At 37.5% G+C, this 22705-nt stretch carries 20 protein-coding genes; 9 read left to right on the forward strand and 11 right to left on the reverse strand.

What is annotated here, in order from left to right:
* Positions 1-8: 8 nt before the first annotated feature.
* Positions 9-884, reverse strand: coding sequence for a 4-hydroxy-tetrahydrodipicolinate synthase (gene dapA, locus DBR39_RS02995; protein ID WP_124530787.1), 876 nt, complete (start codon positions 882-884; stop codon positions 9-11).
* A 107-nt stretch (positions 885-991) separates the two neighbouring features.
* Between dapA and DBR39_RS03000 the strand changes: the two genes are divergently transcribed.
* The 4 genes from DBR39_RS03000 to recO are packed head-to-tail and all read left to right on the forward strand — an operon-like array spanning position 992 to position 5643.
* On the forward strand, positions 992-1750 hold the full coding sequence (locus tag DBR39_RS03000; protein ID WP_124530788.1) for a 5'-nucleotidase C-terminal domain-containing protein: 759 nt from the start codon (positions 992-994) through the stop codon (positions 1748-1750).
* Entirely contained in the window at positions 1750-2700 is a 951-nt protein-coding gene (locus tag DBR39_RS03005; protein WP_124530789.1) for a bifunctional metallophosphatase/5'-nucleotidase, read from the forward strand. The genes DBR39_RS03000 and DBR39_RS03005 overlap by 1 nt, the downstream gene beginning before the upstream one ends.
* Position 2701: 1 nt before the next feature.
* Complete coding sequence (locus tag DBR39_RS03010) at positions 2702-4957, forward strand: hypothetical protein (protein ID WP_124530790.1); 2256 nt, start codon at positions 2702-2704, stop codon at positions 4955-4957.
* Positions 4957-5643: a DNA repair protein RecO gene (recO, locus tag DBR39_RS03015; RefSeq protein WP_124530791.1), complete on the forward strand. Its 687-nt coding sequence runs from the start codon at positions 4957-4959 to the stop codon at positions 5641-5643. Before DBR39_RS03010 ends, recO begins: the two co-directional genes overlap by 1 nt.
* A gap of 37 nt (positions 5644-5680) precedes the next feature.
* Here the strand turns inward: recO and DBR39_RS03020 are convergent, their stop codons facing one another.
* The 4 genes from DBR39_RS03020 to DBR39_RS03035 form a co-directional block, all read right to left on the reverse strand.
* Complete coding sequence (locus tag DBR39_RS03020) at positions 5681-8350, reverse strand: MGH1-like glycoside hydrolase domain-containing protein (protein ID WP_124530792.1); 2670 nt, start codon at positions 8348-8350, stop codon at positions 5681-5683.
* Between the two features lie 122 nt (positions 8351-8472).
* Positions 8473-9282, reverse strand: coding sequence for a glucose 1-dehydrogenase (locus tag DBR39_RS03025; RefSeq protein WP_124530793.1), 810 nt, complete (start codon positions 9280-9282; stop codon positions 8473-8475).
* Between the two features lie 73 nt (positions 9283-9355).
* Entirely contained in the window at positions 9356-9829 is a 474-nt protein-coding gene (locus tag DBR39_RS03030; protein ID WP_228447755.1) for a GNAT family N-acetyltransferase, read from the reverse strand.
* Positions 9830-9833: 4 nt separating this feature from the next.
* Positions 9834-10451, reverse strand: coding sequence for a DUF1684 domain-containing protein (locus DBR39_RS03035; RefSeq protein ID WP_124530795.1), 618 nt, complete (start codon positions 10449-10451; stop codon positions 9834-9836).
* 131 nt (positions 10452-10582) lie between these two features.
* Between DBR39_RS03035 and DBR39_RS03040 the strand changes: the two genes are divergently transcribed.
* The gene (locus DBR39_RS03040) at positions 10583-12163 is read left to right on the forward strand and encodes a GMC family oxidoreductase N-terminal domain-containing protein (RefSeq protein ID WP_124530796.1); all 1581 of its coding nucleotides are present in this window, start codon (positions 10583-10585) and stop codon (positions 12161-12163) included.
* Positions 12164-12165: 2 nt separating this feature from the next.
* Here the strand turns inward: DBR39_RS03040 and DBR39_RS03045 are convergent, their stop codons facing one another.
* The 3 genes from DBR39_RS03045 to mqo all read right to left on the reverse strand — a co-directional run bounded on the left by DBR39_RS03045 (position 12166) and on the right by mqo (position 15015).
* On the reverse strand, positions 12166-13032 hold the full coding sequence (locus tag DBR39_RS03045; protein ID WP_124530797.1) for an AadS family aminoglycoside 6-adenylyltransferase: 867 nt from the start codon (positions 13030-13032) through the stop codon (positions 12166-12168).
* A gap of 1 nt (position 13033) precedes the next feature.
* Positions 13034-13435 (reverse strand): hypothetical protein, encoded by a 402-nt coding sequence (locus tag DBR39_RS03050; RefSeq protein WP_124530798.1) that lies wholly within the window; start codon positions 13433-13435, stop codon positions 13034-13036.
* 74 nt (positions 13436-13509) lie between these two features.
* Positions 13510-15015 carry a malate dehydrogenase (quinone) gene (mqo, locus tag DBR39_RS03055; protein WP_124530799.1) on the reverse strand — a complete coding sequence of 502 codons (1506 nt, stop codon included), beginning with the start codon at positions 15013-15015 and terminating at the stop codon, positions 13510-13512.
* Positions 15016-15527: 512 nt separating this feature from the next.
* Between mqo and DBR39_RS03060 the strand changes: the two genes are divergently transcribed.
* The 3 genes from DBR39_RS03060 to DBR39_RS03070 are packed head-to-tail and all read left to right on the forward strand — an operon-like array spanning position 15528 to position 18245.
* The gene (locus tag DBR39_RS03060) at positions 15528-16631 is read left to right on the forward strand and encodes a hypothetical protein (protein WP_124530800.1); all 1104 of its coding nucleotides are present in this window, start codon (positions 15528-15530) and stop codon (positions 16629-16631) included.
* An 11-nt stretch (positions 16632-16642) separates the two neighbouring features.
* Positions 16643-17464: a hypothetical protein gene (locus tag DBR39_RS03065; protein ID WP_124530801.1), complete on the forward strand. Its 822-nt coding sequence runs from the start codon at positions 16643-16645 to the stop codon at positions 17462-17464.
* Between the two features lie 10 nt (positions 17465-17474).
* Positions 17475-18245, forward strand: a complete 771-nt coding sequence (locus DBR39_RS03070; protein WP_124530802.1) for a hypothetical protein — start codon at positions 17475-17477, stop codon at positions 18243-18245.
* A gap of 79 nt (positions 18246-18324) precedes the next feature.
* Here the strand turns inward: DBR39_RS03070 and DBR39_RS03075 are convergent, their stop codons facing one another.
* Positions 18325-19365: an NAD(P)H-dependent glycerol-3-phosphate dehydrogenase gene (locus DBR39_RS03075; RefSeq protein WP_124530944.1), complete on the reverse strand. Its 1041-nt coding sequence runs from the start codon at positions 19363-19365 to the stop codon at positions 18325-18327.
* A 225-nt stretch (positions 19366-19590) separates the two neighbouring features.
* On the opposite strand from DBR39_RS03075, the gene DBR39_RS03080 reads away from it, so the two are divergent.
* Positions 19591-20619, forward strand: coding sequence for a M23 family metallopeptidase (locus DBR39_RS03080; protein ID WP_124530803.1), 1029 nt, complete (start codon positions 19591-19593; stop codon positions 20617-20619).
* Between the two features lie 219 nt (positions 20620-20838).
* Here DBR39_RS03080 and DBR39_RS03085 read toward each other — a convergent pair whose 3' ends face one another.
* Both DBR39_RS03085 and DBR39_RS03090 read right to left on the reverse strand, forming a co-directional pair.
* Entirely contained in the window at positions 20839-22011 is a 1173-nt protein-coding gene (locus DBR39_RS03085; protein WP_124530804.1) for an MBL fold metallo-hydrolase, read from the reverse strand.
* Between the two features lie 16 nt (positions 22012-22027).
* Positions 22028-22681: an NAD(P)-dependent oxidoreductase gene (locus DBR39_RS03090; RefSeq protein WP_124530805.1), complete on the reverse strand. Its 654-nt coding sequence runs from the start codon at positions 22679-22681 to the stop codon at positions 22028-22030.
* Positions 22682-22705 lie beyond the last annotated feature (24 nt).

Below are 22705 nucleotides of genomic sequence, written 5' to 3' on the forward strand. Positions count from 1 at the left end.
CCAATCCATTATGAGATGGTTGCCATTTCAGCTTTAATTTTTGCATGAAGACCTTCTGAAGCTACTACTAAAGGAAGTCTCAAGTAGTTTTTGATGATCCCTTTTTCAGTCAAAATCACCTTAATACCGCAAGGATTCCCTTCTGCAAAAATTAAACGGGTAATATCAACCAGTTTATTGTGAATTTCATAAGCCTCTTTCACTTTACCATCGAAAGCTAATTGTACCATGGTAGAGAATTCTTTAGGATATGCCTGCCCAATTACAGAGATTACCCCATTTCCTCCAGCCAGTGTTACGGGTAATGTATATTCATCATCTCCGGAAACCAAAGAAAACCCTTCAGGCTTATTTCTCAGAATATCAAAATACTGTAAAATATTGGGTGCAGCTTCCTTAATCATGAATAAATTAGGGAATTCTTTTGCAAGGCGAAGCGTTGTATCTGCGTCTACATTCTGCCCGGTTCTGGAAGGAACATTATAAATAATAATATTCTTTCCTGTGGAAGCTAAAGCTTTGTAGTGCTGATAAAGACCTTCCTGATTCGGTTTATTGTAGTATGGAGATACTGAAAGTACGGCTTCAAATGCAGAAAGATCTGCTTCTTCAATCTGTTTTTTGACGTCAAGAGTATCGTTGCCGCCAATTCCCAAAACCAAAGGAAGACGTTTATTATTCACCTTAATGATATGCTCAATTACCTGTTTCTTTTCCTCTGCAGAAAGCGTTGCGGCTTCTGCCGTTGTTCCCAATACAACCAAATAATTGGTTCCGTTTTCGATATTGTATTCAACCAGTTTTGTTAAACTATCGAAATCAACGGATAAATCTTCATTAAAGGGCGTTACCAGCGCAACACCTACTCCTTTTAAAATGCTCATCTGTTAGAATTATTTTTGTCAAATTTAATAATTTACAGTAAGAATTTGTAATAAATAATAATGTTTTATTATACATATAGTTATATTTGCATATACTAAAAGAGATTATGAAAAATAAATTCTTGTTACTAGGAATTGCTCTGGCGTCCCTTACAGCATGCAAAACGGCTTCTGTGCCGCAGCTTGTGAATGTAAAGACTCAGAAAAATATTTCTATTAATAATGAGCTAAAAAATGATGAGGAGTTTGTAAAATTTATTGAGCCTTATAAGCAGAAACTGGATAAAGAAATGAACCAGAAGATCTCCCACACCAGTGTAGATCTTACCAAGCAGGGTGATAACAGCAATCTGGGCAATCTTTTAGCAGACTATACATTTGAAGGAGGTAATGAATGGATAAAAGCTCATCTTAAACAAAACGTAGATGCTGCAGTGATCAATATCGGAGGAATCCGTACTACCATTGGGAAGGGAGATATTTTACTTAAAAATGTATTTGAAGTAATGCCATTCGAAAATGAGGTAGTGATTGTGAAAATGAAAGGAGCAGATTTACAGGGTCTTTTTGAGTATTATGCGAAAACGCAGGTCAACAATCCTGTTTCTCATTTATACATTGAAACAAAAAATGGACAGATCATCAAATCCTTAATCAACGGCAAAACAGTAGATCCGGCGAAAGACTATTATATTGCTACCTCAGACTATCTTGCTCTGGGAGGAGACAATATGAAGTTCTTTGCAAAAGGAGAATCAATCTCAACAGGGATTAAAATGAGAGATTTATTTATCGATTATTTTAAGAAAACTCCTGAAGTGGTAGTTAATTCTGATGTTCGTTTAAATTTTATCGGGAAGAAATAATGGATAGAAAAAGTTTTTTAAAAGCAATAGGAGGTGGATCTTTGGCAATGGCTTTAGCTCCCAATATGATGATGGCGGAAGAGTTAAAAATTCTTGACTTAAAATCTGCAAATAAACTAACGATCCTTCATACCAATGACCAGCACAGCAGAATAGAGCCTTTTGATGAAAGCTATACAAGAAATCCTAATCAGGGAGGTTTTGCAAGAAGAGCCAGCTTAATTCAGCAAATCAGAAATCAGGAAAGCAATGTACTGCTTCTTGATTCCGGAGATATTTTCCAGGGAACTCCTTATTTTAATTTCTTTGGAGGAGAACTGGAGTTCAAACTAATGTCCATGATGAAATATGATGCCTCTACCATGGGAAATCATGATTTTGACAATGGTCTTGATGGATTTTTAAAAGTACTTCCTCATGCGAAGTTTCCTTTTATCTGTTCCAATTATGATTTTAAAAATACAATTCTTGACGGGAAAACTTCTCCCTACCAGATATTCAATAAGAATGGAATCAAAGTAGGAATTTTTGGAGTGGGTATTCAGCTGGATGGCCTTGTAGGTAAAAAACAGTATGGAGAAACCGTTTATTCCAATCCGATTGATGTTGCACAGCATTATTCAAATTTCCTGAAAAATGATCAGAAATGTGATCTGGTGATTTGCCTTTCCCACATCGGTTACGATTATAAAGATGAACCGAATAAAATAAGTGATAAAATTTTAGCGGCCAGTACAGAAAATATTGATATTATCCTGGGAGGCCATACTCATACATTCTTACCGGAACCTCAATCCTATACCAACAGAAAGGGCAAAAATGTCCTAGTCAATCAGGTTGGATGGGCAGGTCTTCTTTTAGGTAGAATAGATTTTTATTTTGATACAAACAAAAACATACAGCATATTTCCTGGAATAATCAGGTAATAGACAGCAGCATAACCGCATAATATGAAAAAACTCTCAATAATTTCTCTTGGTATTTTAGCATCCCTGCAGTTTACAAAAGCGCAGGTCATCTCATCAAAAAAATGGGCAGATCTATTTTCCTATAACAATGTCTTAGCGATGAAAGAAGACAATGGGAAAATCATTGCCGCTACAGAAAACGGAATATTCTATTATACAATATCAACAGGGGAAATTACGAAGTTGTCCAAAGCCAATGGACTGCACAATATTGGAATAACAGCTTTCGATTATAATCCGCAGACTAAGATAGGACTTGTAGGTTATGAAAACGGTTCTATGGATGTCATTACTCCACAGGAAATCAAATATATTGTTGATATTCCTATTGCTACAGGCTATAATGGGAATAAAAAGATCAACCATATTTCCATCACCGGAAATCAGGCGGTCATATCTGCTGGCTATGGACTTTCCATATTTAATCTGAATAATAAAGAATTTGGAGACTCTGCATTTTTCCTGAATGGCGGGGTTTATCAAGCAAGTAATGAAGCTACCATCTTCGGAAATAAAGTATATTCTGTAACCAATACAGGGTTGAAAAGCCATCAAATGAATACTACTTTTCCGGTGTATTCAACATGGACAACTGAAGTTCCGGGAGCTTTCAAACACATAGATTCAGAATCTGAATTAGTTTATTCTAATGCTACAGCAGCATATATCTATAACAATGGTACTCCAACACAGCTTCCCACAAGCTTTGGAAACATCCGCGATGTAGTTATTACCTCTAATAGCATTGTGGTTACCGATAACAGAGTCTACACTTACGGTATAAACGGAGTAGCACAAAATGCGGTAAGTCTTGGTGAAGAATGTAATACCGCACTAACAGCTGGTGGAAAAATCTTTGGAGGAACCGTATTATCCGGGATAAAGGATGAGGGAAATAACACCTTTAAACCATCAGGTCCTTACTTCAATTTTGCCTATAACATTAATCTTTTCGATAATAATCAGCTCTTAGTTTCTTCTGGTGCCAGAGCCAATAATTACAACCACCCGGTTATTCTTCCGCAGGGTCCAGGTTTTTATTATTTCAATGGTACAGAATGGATCTATCCTTCATTCTTTGTTAAAAATCCACCAACTTTTGTTAATGTATTGGATGCTATAATAAGCCCTTACAACAACAATGAGGTACTATTTACCAATTATACGATGTTTGATAATGGAGTATATAGAATGAAATATAATGCCACAAGCAAAGATTTTGAGCTGGTAAAATATTATAATCTTGGTGCACAGCCTTACTACAGACGTCCTGTAGGTTTTGCTACAGATACCCAGAACAACCTTTTTGTTTCTTTTGGATTTAATGACGGAAACCCTTCTATAGGAATCTATGATAAAGCGTCTGATGATTTTATCATCAAGAAAATTGTTCTTGCCAGTGATGGTATACAAAAGACCGTTTTCCACGAAAATATGTTATGGACTCCACTCCCGAGATCTAATAACTTCTGGGTGTATGATTATAAAAATGCAACCAATCTTTCTGATGATACAGATTATATTTTGGGTACTGCTAATGGGTTTAATAGCTCAGGAGGAATTTTATCTGTAGCATTTGACAAGTCCGGAGACGCATGGATCGGTACAGATGGAGGCTTAAGAATAATGCCGAATGCAACATCTGAAATAAAAAGCTCACAACCTAAAGTAGAACCCATAGTCATAGAGCAAAATGGTCTTGGGGAAGAGCTTTTCAGAGATTCAGCTATTCTACAGATTGCTGTAGATGCGGGAGATTACAAGTGGGTATCTATTGATGGTGGTGGTGTATATTACCTATCTTCCGATGGTCAGAGAACAATAAAACATTTCACTAAAGAAAATTCTCCACTTCCTACAAACAGTGTTACCGATATAAAAGTTGACAAAAAAACAGGTAAGGTATATTTTGTAACATATAATGGTATTGTAACCTACCAGGGAGATGTTGCAGATGTAACTTCTAATTTTGGAGATGTTATGGTTTATCCTAACCCTGTTGTATATTCTAATTTTAAAGGAAAAGTTACGATAAAAGGTCTTGCAGAAAAAACCAATATAAGAATCGTAGATGCAGCAGGAAACGTAGTACACTCTGCAGTGGCCAGAGGAGGTTATTATGAATGGGATCTGAACAATCAGAAAGGAACAAGAGTAGCTTCAGGAATTTATTTTGTATTGATGACCAATGAAGACGGATCAGACAAAGCTACAGCCAAAATAGGAGTGGTTAATTAATGAATTCACAAAACGGTTTTTTACTTTCATTTATAAAATATGGAGAAAATGATGCTGTACTGCATTGTTTTACAGAGGAAGAGGGTTTTCAAAGCTATTTTCTAAAAGGAATTTATTCTAAAAAGAACAAAAAGAAAGCCCTGCTGCAACCGTTGAGCCAGCTTAGCTTTTCTATAAATCCAGCCAGGGGAAATGGCATACCGTCTGTTTCAAAGTTTGAACTGGTAAAAAATAATGACATTTATACGGATATAAAGGTCAATACTGTTATTTTCTTTATCTCAGATTTTTTGAGCCATATCCTTAAACATGAAAATAAAAATATTCCCATTTATTTCAGTATTGATCATTTGATCAATGAACTGATCAACAAAAATTATCAGGCACATCTGCTCTTTTTATTGGCTTTTTTAAAAATTCAGGGAGTTGCACCGTTACTGAGTGATGGACATTTTTTGGATCCGGAAACCGGAACTTTTTCCTTAGCCATCAACCATCAGCTGTTCAATGAAGAAATTTCCACCCTATGGAAAGAAGCCCTTTGCGCAGAAGACTTTTATGCCACAAAAATACACCCTTCATTGAGAAAAGACTTTCTCGACAGCCTTTTGGTGTATTATCATTACCATATCACAGACTTCAAAACTCCGCCCTCATTGGAAATAATACAACAGATATTTGAGTAGATCAGAAAACCGGTTTACCAATCAGCAAATCTGTTTTTTACGACTTTTCTGTTTTTTCAACATCATCCGGCATTTCGGTTTCAGATTCTGCAATTTCTTTTTTGGAGAATCTCGGTTGCAGGATCTTGGCAATAAGTCCCGTCCAGCCTGTCTGATGGGAAGCTCCTACTCCACGGCCGTTATCCCCGTGAAAATATTCATAGAACAGGATATAATCTTTAAAATCGGGGTCTGTCTGAAATCTTTCATACTGCCCATGAACCGGGCGTTTTCCATTTTCATCCTTTAAAAAAATCTTTGCAAGCCTTCCGTTCAAAGAATCAGCAATCTGATCCAGATTTGAATAGTTTCCACTTCCTGTAGGATATTCCACCAAAAAATCAGGACTGTAGTAGAAGAAAAACCGCTGAAGACTATCGATAATCAAAAAATTAATAGGAAACCATATCGGACCCCGCCAGTTGCTGTTACCTCCAAACAGTCCGCTGTCACTTTCTGCCGGGGTATATTTCACTCTGTAATCCGTTTCGTTCAATGTTAAAGTATAAGGTTTGTCCTCATATTCTTTGGATAAAGCTCTTACTCCATAATCACTTAGAAATTCACCCGGGTTCAACATTCTGCTCAACAGCCTTTTCAAACGATGCCCCCGAAGCAAAGATAAAAGGTGCTTGGAATCCTGCCCTTTGACTTCCCATCTTGAAACCAGAGAAGCCAGCTCAGGTTTATTATCCAGTACCCATTTCATTCTTTTTTTAAAATTGGGGAGATTTTCAATCATTTCATCATCAATAACCTCAACGGCAAACATCGGGATAAGCCCTACAATAGTCCTTAATTTCAAATACATATGAGTTCCGTCACTGGAAGCTATCGCATCATAAAAAAATTCATCCTCTTCATCCCAAAGGCTAAAGTTTTCATCTCCCATATTATCCAATGAATGGGCAATCGACAGAAAATGTTCAAAAAACTTCGTGGCCATTTCTTCGTACACATTATTGTAAAGTGCCAGTTCCAGTGCAATCCGCATCATATTCAGGGCAAACATAGCCATCCAGCTTGTTCCATCCGACTGTTCCAGCTGTTCTCCGTTTGGTAAAACAGAATTCCGGTCAAAAACACCAATATTATCAAGTCCTAAAAAGCCTCCTTCAAAAATATTATTACCATTGAGATCCTTTTTATTAACCCACCATGTAAAGTTCATCAGTAGCTTCTGAAAGGCACTTTCCAGAAATTCAAGGTCTGGTTTGTTTTTTAAATATTCATCAATTTTAAAGACTCTGAAAACAGCCCATGCATGTACAGGCGGATTGACATCACTAAAATCCCATTCATAAGCAGGAAGCTGCCCGTTGGGATGCATATACCATTCAAAAAGGAAAAGTTTCAATTGATGCTTTGCAAAATCCGGATCAATCAGTGAAAAACTGATAGTATGAAATGCCAGATCCCAGGTTGCATACCAAGGATATTCCCATTTATCAGGCATGGAAATAATATGTTCATTATTAAGGTGCTTCCAGCCGTAGTTTCTTATTTTTTCCCTGGATTTGGGAGGTGCTATTTCGGCAGGATCGCCTTTCAGCCATTTTTCAACATTGTAATGATAAAACATTTTGTTCCAAAGCATTCCTGCAAAAGCCTGTCTTTGAACCAATTTTTCATCTTCTGAAGAAATTCCTTTCTGGATTTCAGCATAAAATTCGTCTGCTTCTTTCTTCCTTTGTTCAAAAAGGATATCAAAATCACCAAACGGTTCTCTTAAATCTTTATCTGACAGTCTGAATTCAAATATTTTGGATTCCTTTCCTTTAAAATCTTCATCAATAAAAAAAGAAGCCTTGGTTCCAGTATTCTGAGGATTTACAGACTGAGAATTTCCTGTCATCACAAAATTATTGATCCCGTCTTTGCTGTATCTTGATTCATTGGAAGAATGATACAGCCTTTCATTATTGGTTTCATTATTACAAAACAGAGTTTTTAAAGATTGTTTTGCATATACATTTTTAATATCTATATCCTGATGATTTACCTTAATGCGGTCTGCATCTTCTGCATACAATTGAGGCTTATAGTCATCATATCCCCAATTCCATGTATTTCTGAACCAGATTGTCGGCAATATGACAAGGGACGCTTTTTTTTCAGATTTATTGGTAATTGTTATCTTAACTAAAATATCATTTTGACTTTCTTTTGCGTATTCGATAAAGATGTCAAAGTATTCATTGGTATCAAAAATCCCGGTATCGATCAATTCATATTCCGGTTCCTCTTTGTCTCTTTCTGCATTTGTTTTTAACAGATCTTCGTAAGGGAAAGCATTCTGAGGATATTTGTACAGCATTTTCATGTAAGAATGTGTGGGTGTAGAATCCAGGTAATAAAAATATTCCTTCACATCTTCACCGTGATTTCCCTGGCCGTTAGTCAATCCAAAGAACCGTTCTTTTACCATTTTATCCTTTTTATTCCAGAATCCCACAGAGAATACAAGCTTCTGAAGGTCATCACAGATTCCGCATATGCCTTCTTCACCCCAACGGTATGTTTTGGCTTCTGCCGTATCATGATTGGTATAATTCCAGGCATCTCCGTTTTCACTGTAGTCTTCACGAACAAGCCCCCACTCACGGTTACTGACGTAAGGGCCCCACTTTTTCCATGAAATATCTGAAATTCTCTGTTTTTCTGACATAAGCGATAATTATAAGTAATGAGTAATAAGCAATGAGGGATATTATGTCTCGTTGTAAAGGTGTTCACATACTGATGACAATAGCCCCAAAAATTTGAACGTTAAATCTTAGACCTTGAACTTTACCCTCCCGTAGAAAAGCTCTCAAACGTAGTCATCCCGCCATCAACGAAAATGCTGGTTCCGGTAATATAGTCAGCAAGATCACTGGCCAGAAAAACAGCTAAATTTCCGATGTCCTGCGGTTGTCCGATTCTGTTATAAGGAATTAAGGTAAGAAGTGAATTGAGCGCTGCCTGGGTATTCCACGCATTTTGGTTAATAGGGGTCTGAATAGCCCCCGGACAAATAGAATTGACACGGATTTTATCTGCACCATATTCCTGAGCAAGAGTCTGCATCAGCATTCTGACCGCTCCTTTACTCGCCGCATAATTGGCATGCCCGGCCCATGGAATAATTTCATGCACCGAACTGATGTGAATAATTTTTCCACAAGCAACAGAACGGGAAGGATCTATTCCCCGGCGTAAAAATTCTTTAATAGCCTCTCTTGCACAAAGAAACTGCCCCGTCAGATTAACACCGATAACGGCGTTCCATTGGTCCAAAGTCATTTCGGTAAACTTTGCATCTTTCTGAATCCCTGCATTATTCACAAGGATATCTACAGTCTGATACTCTGAAACAACATCCTGAAACATTTTGACTACCTGATCTTCCTTGGAAACATCACATTGATAGGTCATTCCTTTTCCTCCGGCATCAGTGATTTCTTTCAAAACAGCCTTGGCTTCTTCTGTAGACCTTTCCGATGAATGATTGACGATGACTGTTGCCCCTGCTCCGGCTAATGATTTCGCAATTCCCGAACCAATTCCGCTGGAAGCTCCTGTGACCACAGCCACCTGATTTTGAAGTGATATTTCCATGTTTTATAATTTGATGTTACTCAAAGTTATGGAAAGATATCAGCAGATGAAAAATTATGATTTTAAAATTTTATTAAAGTTTTTTATACATCAGATATTGAGGGCCACTTCTTCCCATTCTTGTTTTACCGTCATAGATGTATCCGGACTGAAGGTAAATATGGTAAGCAGAATCATTTTTCTGGTTGACGGCAAGGACAATTTCGTTGCAGGAATTGAAATGATCCTTCACAAAATCACCCACTTTCGCCATAGCAGATTTTCCTATTCCTTTCCCCTGCATCTGCGGGTTCACAGATAAGGAACGTACTAAGACAGAGCTTTCATTATCTGTCAGCTCAAATTTATCTTTTCCAAAATCCAGGACAAAAAAACCAACAGGAAGATCATTTTCAAATATAGTTACCGGAAATGCATCTTCATCATCCCTTTCGCTGATGTTTTGTAAAGCTTGCTGAGCTGTCGCAGTAAACTTCATCTGATTTTCATCCAAAGCATAACTGACCCCGGAAAGGTCTTCTTTTTTAAAGAATTCTAAATGTATCATAATTCTAGTGATGGTAGATATCTTCATACATTACCCCTGCACGGATTTCCACGGGAAGTTTATTTTCCTCCGGAACAATTGGACAATTGTAATCGTAAGCGTTATAAGCACAAAAAGGATGATAAGATTGATTAAAATCCAATACAATGGTGTTTCCTTTCGGTATTTTAAGATCCATATATTTTCCTCCTCCATACGTTTCTTTTTCATTGGTAGCATCGCGGAACGGCAGGAAAAGATAGTCTTTGTATTTTTCCTGCTTGATCAAAGCCAGACTCTGATATAAAGTGACAGTATAAGGTTTGCCGTCTAATGTAAATGTTGCTTTTCCGTATTCCTGATAAGATTTTGTTTTCCCTGAAGAAGTGGGAAGCTCAAAAGGCTTGGTATCTTCTGATTTAACAAAATTCGCAGTTACTCTGTATTTTGCATCAAAAGGAAAGAAAGGATGTCCTTTAAAGTTTTTAAAATTATCTCCCCTTAATGGAGTTTCTTTTGGATTGCGATATTCCGCATTAAGTTCCTTCTGAAATTTCTGTACCTCTTTCTCTTCCTTTGACATCTTTTTTTGAGAAAAAGCCCATAACGGAAGAAGTAAAAAGAGTACTATATATTTTTTCATACGTATAAAATTATAAGTAAAACTATGAATTTTCATAACAACAAAAGTTAAAATTATAATAAAAAAATACAATCTGTAATAAATAAAATAAGCGTCTTTGAGTCTAGCATACTTTTTGAAAAACAAAGCTCATGGACAGAAAAAAATTCATTAAGACGAGTGCATTGATGATATCAGGTTTTTATTTTCTTCAATCCGAATTATTTCATGCTGCAGAAAGAAGAAATAATAAGGCACAAGAAAATACTGATGTTCCGATTGTAATCATTGGCAGCGGATATGGAGGAGCTGTATCTGCCTTACGTCTTTGTGAAGCCGGAAAAAAGGTAGTGATGCTTGAAATGGGTCTTAACTGGGAAAAAGCCGGAATTCCGTTTTCTAATCTTCTGAAGCCCGGAAAAAGTTCTGCATGGCTGAAAAAGAAAAGTATTGCTCCTTTCATGAATATTTTTTCTTTAACTCCTTTTACCGGAACATTGGATCGTCTGAGTTTTGACCACATCAATATCTGGGTAGGAAGAGGGGTCGGCGGTGGTTCTCTTGTGAATGGAGGAATGGCTGTAACCCCGAAAGAGAACTATTTCAAAGAAGTTTTCCCTGACCTTGATGCTGAAAAATTTTACAGTCATTACTTTCCTCTGGTAAAGGAAGAACTGAAAGTAAATGTTATTGATGAACAGTTTTTAAAAGACTGTCCTTATTATAAGTTCACACGGGTAGGTGAAGAAGAGGCTCATAAGGCCGGTTTTAAAACCATCAGAGTTCCGAACGTATATGATTTTAAGTATATGGAAAAAGAGTTCAAGAATGAAGTTCCGCGCTCTGCTCTCAATACTGAAGTTATTTATGGAAACAATCACGGGAAAAACAGCTTAGATAAAACCTATCTGAGAAAAGCACTGGAAACCGGAAATTTGGAAATTCTTGATCTTCACCGTGTACAAACGATTCAACTTAATGATGATAAAGGCTATACATTAAATGTCCAGCAGATCGATACTTCTGGCGCTTTGGTTACCGATAAAGTTTTCAACTGTAAAAAGCTGATTCTTTCTGCAGGAACTATGGGAACTTTACAGCTTTTGCTGCAGTCCAATGCTGAGAATGGCTTCCCTGTTCATGAGAAGATCGGGAAAAACTGGGGAAATAACGGAAATTTCATGACGGGCAGAAACTGGGTGCGGCCTTTATCAGGCGGTACGGGAGCCAAGCAATCCACTATTCCGGTAGGTGGAATTGACAATTGGGATGATCCGGAACATCCGTTTTTCACGGAAATAGCTCCTTTACCGATGGGAATGGACGTTGCTACTGCTTTATACCTGCTGATCAACAGGGTGGATAAAAAAGGGGAAGTTGTGTACAATAAAGCCAGCCAATCCCTGACCTTGAATTGGGACGAAAGCAATACTGCCAAAATGAAAGAAAACGCTCAATATTTTATCCGGAAAATGAATAAGGCTAATGGCGGAACCAGAAGTCATTTGCTTTTCAATAATGGTTTCGGGGCAGATATCTGTTATCATCCGCTCGGAGGATGTGTCCTGGGTGAAGCTACCAATGAGTATGGAAAGCTAAAAGATCATGAGAATCTGTATGTGCTGGATGGATCCTTAATTCCCGGAACAATTGGCGTCAATCCCTTTGTTACAATTACTGCCATTGCAGAATATTGTATTGAGAACCTCATCAGCCAGAATGAATTTGCCTGAAATTAAGATACTGCCTGTATTTCAGTAAGATAATTTCTGATATCAGCTTCCAGCTTTGCCGGATAGGTACAATTAAGTTTTTCTGCCAAAGAAGTTCCTAATTCATGCACCAGATCAGCATAACCAAACAAAGCTTTCCAGTTGTCATCAATATCACTTCCGGAGAAAGTGGCTTCAATTCTATTCCATAGATCTGAGGGCAGATATTTTTTGAAAAGCCTTCCGTGTTTGTTAGTCGTTATATGATTCCAGTTATGATTGCTGGCAATATACCATTCTATCAAAGGAACAAGATAGTCTGTTCGCAAAACATTTTCAGACATAAATTTGGCATAAAAAATATCCCCGCGCTTAAGACATTTTGCCACATAGGTGGTATCCCACCAGAAATCATTCATCAGCTGTTGAAACTTTTTTTCCGTTGGTTTCTGAATCATGATTGACTGGTACGTTGGGAGCTTCAGATTTTTGGTCAGATTATCTTTATCTACTAAAACTTTATAGCCTACGTCCCAATCTTCAGGAAGGATTTCCTCATTTATTTCTCCAATAAAGTCTGATACCTGATACAGCTTAAAATCAACTTTCACATGGTCTTTATACAATACCATTTTCATAGCATGCTTTCTATCAAAAACACGGTCATCTTCGTCAATAATAGAAATGGGATCACCAAAAAGTCTGATCCATTCATTCCCGGATTCATAAGATCTTCTGTTTTCAAATACAAGTTCTATATCAAGATCACTTAAATCGTCTACAGGAGCATAAGGGTTTACCAATGAACTCGTAAGGAGCACAGCACGGATATCAGGATTGTTTTCAGCCCAATGAATAATCTGTTCCAGCTTTTCTTCCCTTACTTTCATATTAATAAGATTCTGATATTTTCACACGATAAACGTCTGAAGAATTTCTTTTGATTGATTCTACAAAAAAGCCTCCTTCCTCAGGAATAACCTCTTTTAAGTCAAAACTTTTACAGTCTCTCGGAAGCCCTGAAAATATTAGGGTAAACCAAAAGTCTTTCATAAAAGGAACCGGTGTCCAATACGGGGAAATTGAAATATTTTCGGCATGAATCATCTTGCTTCTATGCTCAGACTGCTTGTCAAAAAGATAGGTTGAGTGCCAGATCCTGATCAGATTCCCTAAAAACGGAGATGCCGGAAAACAGCAATGTACAATAACCTGCTTCTCCTCTTCTATTTTCGTCTGAAGAGATTCCAGGATTTCCTTTGCAATAACAGGTTTTACAATTATTTCTTCCACCTTTTTATGAGTAATGAGTAATAAGTAATGAGCAATGAGTAATAGCGATTATTACTTATTGCTCATTACTGATGTTAATATTCTAATTCTAATTTTTCTTTTGTATAATTTCTTACTTCATTGGTCAATTCAGGATTTCCTGCTAATCTTTGTCCATAAGAAGGAATCATTTCAAGCAGTTTTCCTTTCCATTCCCCATTAAGTTTTTCCGGGAAACATTTCTCAAGAACATTCAACATTGCATATACTGCAGTGGATGCACCCGGTGAAGCTCCCAATAGAGAAGCAATAGTCCCGGTCTTGTTTACCACGACCTCGGTTCCGAACTCCAGCTTTCCTCCTTCTTTTTCATCTTTTTTGATGATCTGAACTCTCTGTCCTGCCACTTTCAATTCCCAATCTTCTTCCTTAGCGTCTTTGATGAATTCTCTCAGGTGCTGCATTCTCTGAGATTTTGTCATAGCAACCTGCTGAATCAGATATTTCGTCAGAGGAATATTATGCCACCATGCACCAAAGAGTGATTTTAAGTTTTTGGTGTTGACACTTTCAGGAAGGTCAAGGTAACTTCCTTCTCGCAAAAATTTGGTGGAGAATCCTGCAAAAGGTCCGAAAAGAAGGGCTTTTTCCCCATCAATAATTCTAAGGTCAAGGTGTGGAACAGACATTGGAGGTGCATCTACCGTAGCCTGTGTATATACTTTAGCCTGGTGTTTTTCTACCAGCTCCTGATTATGGCTTACCAGCCACTGTCCTGAAACCGGGAAACCTCCATAGCCTTCACTTTCTTTAATATCTGAACTATCTAACAATGGAAGTGCATATCCTCCTGCACCGATAAATACAAAATCAGCCACCACTTCCTGCTTGTGGCTGTGGATTCTGTCTTTGATCTTCATTTCCCATTGGCCATTTTCTCTAGGATTCACATCCTTTACTTCATGGTATAAAAAAACCTCTACATTGGAATCTTCCAGAAGGTGTCTTCCCATTTTTCTTGTCAGTGTTCCAAAGTTTACGTCCGTCCCCATATCCATCTTCGTTGCCGCCATGACTTCAGACTGATTTCTTTTACTCATCACCAGAGGAATCCATTCTCTCAGTTTCTCGTGGTCTGTTGAGAACTCCATTCCTGAAAAAAGAACAGATTCTGCCATTTTATCGTGGCGTTTTTTAAGATATTCAGCATCTTTTTCTCCGAATACCAGACTCATATGCGGGCAGGAATTGATAAATTCTTTGGGTTCCTGGATATATCCTTTGGTAAGCAGATAAGCCCAGAACTGTTTTGAGATTTCAAATTGTTCCGCAATGCTTTCTGCCTTGGTGATATCAATAGACCCGTCTGGTTTTTCGGGGGTATAATTTAGCTCACAAAAAGCGGAGTGCCCTGTTCCGGCGTTGTTCCATGCTGCTGTACTTTCTTTGGCAAATCTTCCTAGCCTTTCGAAGATAGCGATTTCAAGATTTGGATCAAATTCATGAAGCAGTGTTGCTAAAGTGGCGCTCATGATCCCGCCGCCTATCAGTACAACGTCATATTTAGGTTTCGGTGTTCTGCTTGTAAGCGATTGTGACATAACTTTTAAATTTTACTTCAAATTTCGGGAAAAGTTTTAAAAACCGGAACGCGTTTAACGATTTTAACATGTTATTTTTTGTTTCTAAAATACTTCTTGAGTACACAACAAAAAACCATGGAAAATTTCAATAAAGAATCATTGAAATGATTGATAACAGTAAAATTTTCATTAAAAAAATATTAAAATTTCACTTTTTTTAATTCACTAATTGGTAAATAATTAATTCACTTTTCACTGTTAAAATTTCATAAAAACTTAAGTTTATTTAAGTTCACAGCAACAAACACCGTAACCATAAACCTTTACGGCATTATATTTTATCAACCATAAGTGATTAACGATTACACATGATGTAAATAAAATCACTTTTTGTTGATAAATACATAATTTAATCGACATAAATCTATATGCAAGCCATAAAATAATGGTTTTTTTTATGTACCTTTCAATTAAATTAATACATATTCTAATAAGTATTTAATTAAAATTATTTCATAAACATACTAAAGATGAAAATTATTATCTTCTTGGGTACATTGTTTGCGACAGCGACATTTGCCCAGAGCGGAAGTGTAGGAATCAACACGTCCACTCCAGACCCCAGTGCCATTCTGCACATTGAAAACTTTAGCGGAACTCCAGCCATTGCCACTGCAACTATTTCAGGAGGAGCAGTTACCGGCATTACAATCAACAACGGAGGAAGCGGCTATACCTCAGCACCAACGGTGAATTTTTACGGAGGAGGACCTGTTGTAAACGGAGGCTCTAAAGCACGTGCTACGGCTACTCTTTCAGGAGGAGTCATTACGGGCATTACGATCAACAACGGAGGAAGCGGTTATACAGCGGCCCCTACAGTAGTGGTTTCAGGCGGTAATAAAGGAATGTTATTTCCCAATCTGAATCTTGCCAATCTAAGCAGCACAACTACCCCGGTTGCATCCCCTGTCAATGGACTTATTGGATTTAATGGCGGAACTAACAGCAATAACAAAGCCCTGCATGTTTTCAATGGTACGACCAACTCATGGCAGAGTACAATTGATGCCCAAAATACACCGAAGGTAGCTTACCTTGATTTTACAGGTTCTTTATCTGCGTTGGATAATGCAGTGGCAGGTGCCAGCACCCAGCTTCTGGTAAATAATCCGGCTGTTTCCGGGGTGTCAAACATCAGTGGATTTAAAGTACTTCCGAACACTTCAGGAGGATATTCTTTGATTCTTCCACAGGGAAATTATTTGGTAGAGGTGAATCTGAATCTAAACTCGCCTCAGGAAAACCCTGCAGGGGTAAACAGTACTGCCCCACTTTCAGGAAGCACTTATTATCTGATGGGGTATTTTATTGATTTCATCAACGACAGCTATAATAATACAACGAATGTCTTTACAGGAGGAAGTGCCACCAGAAAAGAGGTTCCTATTGTTTCAAAAGTAAGTACCAACCACCTGGCTACCTGGTCTTTTTATTATACTGTTCCTACTAATACGAATGCGAATATCATCGGAGGACTAAGATTAAATCTTGGAAGAATGCAAAACAGCACCTTCTACGATCTTGTGAATGTAATCCCGGCCGGATCTTATATTAAAATATCTCAGCTTTAAAAACAATGAATATGAAAAAAAGTTATATCCTGCTATTATTGATCATAGCACAGACCATATATGCACAGGTTGCTATCGGGAAATCCACGGTTACCAATTCTGCTGTCCTGGATGTATCCTCATCAACCAATAAGGGAGTTCTTCTTCCAAGAGTGGACATTGTAGATGTACTGAGCAATACTTCTCCGGTAAATAATCCTACAGAAGGACTTGTTGTATATAATAAAGGAAATTCTATCAGCCCTGGTGTTTACATCTGGAAAAATAACATGTGGACTCTATTGTCGGACACTTATAATCTGGTAAGCTATATGATGCTTCAGCGAACCACAGACTATGCTGTATTAGGAGGTCTCGCCAACGGTACTTATAAAAATTTCAACGATGCAGCATTTACTGTTGTATCCAATGATATTGGAGCTTTATATAATACTTCTAATGGAGTGATTACTCTTCCCGGCAACAGCGGCTATCTGATGAATGTATGTCTGAATATCAGAACAGCTCTTGAAACTGCAACAGGCGGAATCGGAGGAACTCAAGTTCATCTGCATCAGTATCTGGTAAAACTTATAGATCCTTCGAGTGGGATTCAGTATGGTAAAACAATCAGTATCAATGCACAATCTATTGCCAACAATAAAACGCACACACTGAATATGAGTTTTTCATTTGTAACGACCTCTGCATCCCCTATCCTTTTAGTACCTGCCATTGCTCATGATGCAGGAGGAACCTATCAGAATGGATCCGGAGGAGCTGCTCCTAATAATGGAGAGATCATTATTACCAATGCGAAAGTTGACATTCAAAGATCAGCACTTAACCAATAATTAAAACACAATGAAAACATATATTTATATTGTCTGTATGGTACTATTTAGCGGTTACACAAACGCACAAGTTGGTATCAATACAAGCACTCCTAATACAAGCAGTGTTCTGGACATCAATTCTTCGAATAAAGGGGTTCTTTTTCCACAATATGACCTTGTTGTTCTTAACAGTACTTCTACTCCTGTAGCTAATCCGGCAGACGGACTTATTATCTACAATAGCGGAGGCGCTTCCACGTTCCCGAAAGGATATTATGTATGGGTCAGAAATCAATGGCAGCGTACCCTTATTGCAGGAAGTGAGCCTCAGAATATGTCTCTGCTTATAGGTCCTGGAGTACTAATTCCTGCCGGAAGCACAAATAATACACTCACCAATTTTGCTGTAACATCTAATAAAATTACCGGTGCATCACTTGGAGCGGATAATTCTACGATTACATTACCAGCAGGTAACTATATTGTTCGTTATTCTGTAGACTCAGGAAGTGGAACCTTTGTTAGCGGTACAAACACACAGTATCTTGGTCAGAATTTCACCTGTACAAGGTCTTATCTGATTAATGCCGGCACCAGCGCAACGATTACGGAAACCAACAGAATGTGTCTTTTATCAAGTTCTTTTACCTTCTTTCAGGGAACTTATTTTTTAACCCTGGCTGCTCCAACCACCATCCGTCAGAAATTTGAATTTGATTCTCCAGGAAATGGCTATACTGCCAACAACCTTAATGTCAGATCATCATTATCACTGGTGATTACTAAGATGGGTCAATAAAAAAAGCTCAAGCATTAAAAATGCTTAAGCTTAATAATTTATATTCAAACAGGGCTTTAATTACAAGGCTCTGTTTTTTTTAATTCAATTTTGCCGTCAGTTTTTTAAACTGTTTTTCAGCATTTTTACCTTCATAAAGGATAGCATATACAGCATCTATAATAGGCAGCTTAAGATTTTTCTGTTTTGCTGTCTTATAGATAGAATCTGCAGCATAATATCCTTCTGCCACCATATTCATAGACTGAATCGCTGACTTCACAGTATATCCCTTTCCAATAAGATTTCCAAGGTTTCTGTTTCTTGAGAAAAGTGAATAAGCCGTTACCAAAAGGTCACCCAGATAAGCACTTTCATTCACATCTCTAGGCGCTTCATAGATAGCTTCCAGGAAAGTTTCCATTTCACGGATCGCATTGGAAACAAAAACAGCCGTAAAGTTATCTCCATAGCCTAATCCGCTTGCGATTCCCGCTCCAATTGCAAAAATATTTTTAAGAATAGCGCTGTATTCATTCCCTAAGATATCTTTACTTGTCTGTACTTTGATAAAGTCTGAACTGAAAATACCTTCCAGTTTTTCCGCAGTTTCATCTTCTACCGTAGCAATGGTAAGATAAGAAAGTCTTTCCATAGCAACCTCTTCCGCATGACAAGGTCCGGCAATAACCGCCTGATTCCTGAAACCAATTTTAAACTCATCGCGCAGATAATGGGCTACCACATCATTTACTTTAGGAATAATCCCTTTAATTGCAGAAATAAAAATTTTATCTGAATATTCACAAGTCATTTTATCCAGCGTATCGGACAGGTAGATAGATGGCGTTGCCAAAACAATAACATCGCAGGCAGACACCAGTTCATTAATATCTGTTGTCAGTTTTAAGTTCTTAAGATTAAAATGGGCAGCGGTAAGATAAGTCGGATTATGTCCACGAAGTTCAATGGCTCCTTTTACAAATTCACTTCTTACACACCAGTGTACGACTTTGCAGTTTTCAACAAGCATTTTTACGATTGCGGTTGCAAAACTTCCGCTCCCTACAACTCCTACAGAAATATCCTTTTTATTCTTTTTTGGATTCGAAGATTCTGAAATAATTTTCTTTTTAGCCATAATTGGAATGTGAAGTGCAAAGATATTAAAACAAAGACGTAACGGAGGCTTTGAAACTATGATAAAAGCCATTTTTTGAAAAAATTAACACTTCAACACAATTAAATAGCTAATTAACCGTTAAATACAGAAAAAACTGAATTTTAATTAAAAATAACCTGCAAAGACTATTTTTAATTAAATTTGCAGCTTCAAAACCGTTTTAAATTTACTAACAGAAGAAATATGAAAAAATTTCTAAGCAGCAAGAAGAACGTAAACATTCTCCTGGGAGGACTTTTGCTAGTAGTTTTTGCACAGGGTGTCTTCATTGCGAAGCTCTTTTCTGAAAGAGACGACAAAACCTACGAAGTCAACCTTGTAAAAATAAACACTGAAAAAGACAGTGTAGATTATCTAAAAATGAAAACTGATCTTACTCTCGTAGATCAGACAGTTGCTCAACTTAACTCCTTCCTGAAGTCCAAAGACATTACCAACGAAAAACTGATGATGCTCGACCAGGACAGTATTTCAAATTCTATTTATCTTTCCAAACAGGCAAACCGGTACAGCCAGTATCTGATGGATCTTCAGAAAAAACTGATGCAGGTTCCATTAGGTATGCCTACAGACGGATATATTTCCTCTAATTTCGGAGTGAGAAAAAATCCGATTCCGTTCAAAACTGTTTTCGCTTCGGTAAAAACGAGTGCTGCAGCGGAAGCTAAACCAGCAGTTGCTGTGGCTTCAAAACCTGAAGTAAAAGCTGAACCTGTTGAGAAGATCATAGAACTTACAGACAGCTATGGAAATAAGAGAGAAGTAAAAGTAATGGTTACTCCAAAAGCGGCTCCTGTGGCGGCGGCCTCTACTCCTGCCGCTACAAAAACGACTGCCGGAACTACAACAACCAAAACTGCCGTTGCTGAAAAAAATAATCCACCTGCTGAAGCTGATCAGATGCAATTCCACAAAGGACTGGACATTGCTGTTGCCTATGGTTCTGATGTAAGAGCTGCAGCTGCCGGAACGATTATTTTTTCCGGACAGAAAGGAGGCTATGGAAACTGCGTGATTGTTTCTCACGGAAACGGATTGGCTACGCTCTACGGACACTTATCACAGCTTGTATCTAAAGTAAATGATAAAGTAAAAGTAGGTCAGGTGATTGCTAAATCCGGAAATTCAGGGCGTTCTACAGGTCCTCATCTTCATTATGAAGTACACAAAAACAATACTCCGATTAATCCGAAATTGTTTATGAATCTATAAAACAAAAGGCTGTTCAATACGAACAGCCTTTTTCATTCAAGATAAGAATGAAAATCTATGGGAACTTTTAAACCATTAAGAGACTTATTAAGTTTTTAAGAATATTAAGAAGAGTTTCGCTTTAAGTTGATTTTTCTTAATGCAACTTCAGTACTTCAAAATCTTAACGGTTCAAAATAAAAACTGCCATCGTGTGATGGCAGTTTTCTTATTTCTGTATTATTTTATAATTTTCAGGGTTCCTTTTGGATGGGTAAATGTACCGTCCGGACCTGCAATATTTGAGTAAATAATATTTTTATTATAATCCTGTATATGGGTTACATTGAAACCAAGATGAGGCTCATGCCAATACACCATAAAAACATTCTTTGCTACTTCTACAGCGGTATATTCTACAGTATCTGTACTGTTTTTTGAACTTCCGGCTGTCCCTTTAAAGGTCATTGTCTTGTTATCTTTAAAATCCAGAATGAATTGTACTCCTCCAAAATCTACTTCAACTTGATGCCCGATTGCTGGATATGGTGATTTTAAATCCCAATCCATTTCTTTAAGGAAAACCTTTACTCCCATTTCCAATTCTTCTTTTCCGTGTAGATTAGGATATTTTTTAACCATAAAATCTACAATAGCAGATGAAGTTTTATTTTCAGTAACCGCTTGTTTATAGTTTTCCAGATAGCTTTTCACAAAATCAAGTGATTGTGGTGATGTAGACAATTCTGCAAAATGGGAAGCAATCACCTGATTCGGTTGTAAGGCTTTCATGGCATCAATCTGTCCTATCCATTGATCAATAGCCTTTACACTCTGCGTATCTGCCATCCAAAGATGGGATCCTACTGAAACTGAAATTCCTCCTGCAATGGTTTTAATAGATGGAATCCAAAGAAAACTGTGCGCCGGATCTTCAGGGTTTTGTCTGATCTCAATTTTGTTTCCTTCAAGATCAGGAATAGAAAAAGCGGCTTCAGGAATGATGATCTCTGATGGGGCATCTGCTTTTAATTGTGGCTTCCACACTCCCATTTTCTCATCCTTCGAAGCTGAAATCAGGTAAGCAGTCTGAGCTGTTGAGATAATCTTTGCATTGGGGAAAGCTTTTTTGATCACATCTAACCCGAAATAAAAATCAGGGTCGCTGTGAGAAATAAAAACTGTTTTCAGGTTTTTTCCTGTCGCTTTTATTTCTTTCACAAGCTGCTCTGCATACTGTTTCTGAAACTGGGCATCAATGAGAATGGCATCTTTATCTCCATAAATAATGGTGGAAGTGATCGGAAAAATAGCTTTGGTTCCCGGATTATACACTTTCACTTTGAGGTTTCCTGCAAATATGCTGATAAAACTCAACAGCGTCAATATCGACAATAATTTCTTTTGTATCATTTTGTTCTTTTATCTATTAATAAGCTGCTGTAAAACGTTCACGAATGTGGTTGTTCTGTTCCAGTTCATCTACCAAAACTACTGCTACATCTTCTACAGACAAACGGCTTCTTCCGTTTTCATCAAATACCGGAGTTTCTAATGATGTTCTGTATTTCCCTGTTCTTTCTCCTACATTGGCCTGGTTCATTTCTATGGCAGGACTGAAGAATGTCCAATCCAAAGTATTATTTTCTTTGATTTTGTTTAAATAATCTCTCGCTGCTGTTGCACCTGGTTTGTAAGCTTCCGGGAAATCTGGAGTATCTACGATCTGTACATTATCCGGAGTGTAAAGACTTCCTGCTCCACCTACTACGATCAGTCTTTTTACGCCTGCTGCTTCTACTGCTTTTTGAATATTCTCAGAACCATTCAGAAAATCGTTGTAAAGATTAGGGTTTGTCCATCCTGCATTGAAGGTACTGATTACCGCATCGCTTCCTTTTAATGCTTCAGCCAATTCATCTACATTGTTTACATCAATGCTTTTTGCTGTTACATTTTCCTTTGTATCTACTTTTGACGCATCTCTTACTAATGCTTCTACAGCATATCCTCTGTCTGCTAATTCTGATACTACGTGTGTTCCTACAAATCCTGTTGCACCGATTACTGCTACTTTTTTCATAATGTTTTATTTTTAATTAAATTG

The organism is Chryseobacterium sp. KBW03 (assembly GCF_003852415.1).
GTDB lineage: Bacteria > Bacteroidota > Bacteroidia > Flavobacteriales > Weeksellaceae > Chryseobacterium > Chryseobacterium viscerum.